We start from the raw sequence: 1,130 nt of genomic DNA, 5'->3' as shown, positions 1-1,130 counted from the left end.
AGATGAGGACGTAATTGATGACACAACAGACCGTACTTAAACATACCGTAAAACAAGGCGAGCGTTGGGATAATCTTGCCTATTACTACTATGGCAACGCATTGGACTTTGAACGCATTATTAATGCTAATCCGCACATAGGATTGTGCGAAGTGCTTCCAACAGGCGCGACGGTTTATATTCCGGTGCTAAATATTAAGCCTACAAATAATGAATCAATGCCGCCGTGGTTGAGAGGTAATAATGAATAGTAACGTGCCAACCCCTGACTTTTCCATTTTATACGAAAAGACCAATATTACCGCTGATATTGAACCGCACTTTATTGAGCTGGCGTACACCGATAATCTTGAGGGTGAGTCGGATGAGCTGACGCTAACGTTTGAGGATATTAGCGGGAAATGGGTGCGCCAGTGGTATCCGACGCAAGGGGATAAATTAAAGGCGGCTATTGGTTACAAGGGGACGCTGCTTGCCGATATTGGCGCGTTTGAAATTGACGAGGTGGAATATAACTACCGACCTTCCTATATTCAAATCAAGGCGTTGAGTACAGGTATTGGGAAGGCAAATCGCACGTTAAAGCCTAAAGCCTATGAAAATACAACGCTCAAGCAAATAGTGGGCATAATTGCAGAAAAATTAAAGTTAAAAATGGTCGGGACAATTAAGCCCATTCCGGTTAAGCGCGTGACGCAATATCAAGAGCGCGATGTTGAGTTTTTAGCAAGATTGGCAAGAGAATATCATCACAGCTTTAAGATAGTGGGTGATCAGCTTGTGTTCACGGATAAAGACGAGCTAGGCAAAGAAGAAGCCGTGGCGGCGCTTGAAGAGCGAGATACGATATCGATTACCTTGCGAGATAGAATCAAGGATACGGCCAAGGAAGTTGATGTGAGTGGATATGATGCTGCCGGGAAAAAAGTCATCAAGAAGCGTAAAAAAGCAAAGCCGCTACGTGAAAAGATGAAACAAGCCCAGGCTGCAAGCGGGGACACGTTGAAGATTGTCACCCGTGGGGAAACCCAGGAGCAGATTGATGCGCGTGCCGATGCCGCGTTGGCCGAACAAAACGACGACCAAACCGCGGGAAATATCACGCTGGTCGGCAATCCTAAGCTCGTGGC

General features: G+C 46.1%; 2 protein-coding genes. Both read left to right on the top strand.

Going from position 1 to position 1,130, the window contains the following annotated elements; genetic code table 11:
• Positions 1 to 17: 17 nt before the first annotated feature.
• Positions 18 to 251: a tail protein X gene (locus DPV85_RS09885; RefSeq protein WP_048750473.1), complete on the top strand. Its 234-nt coding sequence runs from the start codon at positions 18 to 20 to the stop codon at positions 249 to 251.
• Positions 244 to 1,130, top strand: an 887-nt coding sequence (locus DPV85_RS09880; protein ID WP_111327874.1) for a phage late control D family protein, incomplete at its 3' end; no start/stop codon positions are given. The genes DPV85_RS09885 and DPV85_RS09880, both read left to right, overlap by 8 nt.

Origin of the sequence: Haemophilus parainfluenzae (assembly GCF_003252725.1) — a bacterium.
Classification (GTDB): Bacteria; Pseudomonadota; Gammaproteobacteria; order Enterobacterales; family Pasteurellaceae; genus Haemophilus_D; species Haemophilus_D parainfluenzae_L.
This window is presented reverse-complemented; position numbering and strand designations above follow the sequence as displayed.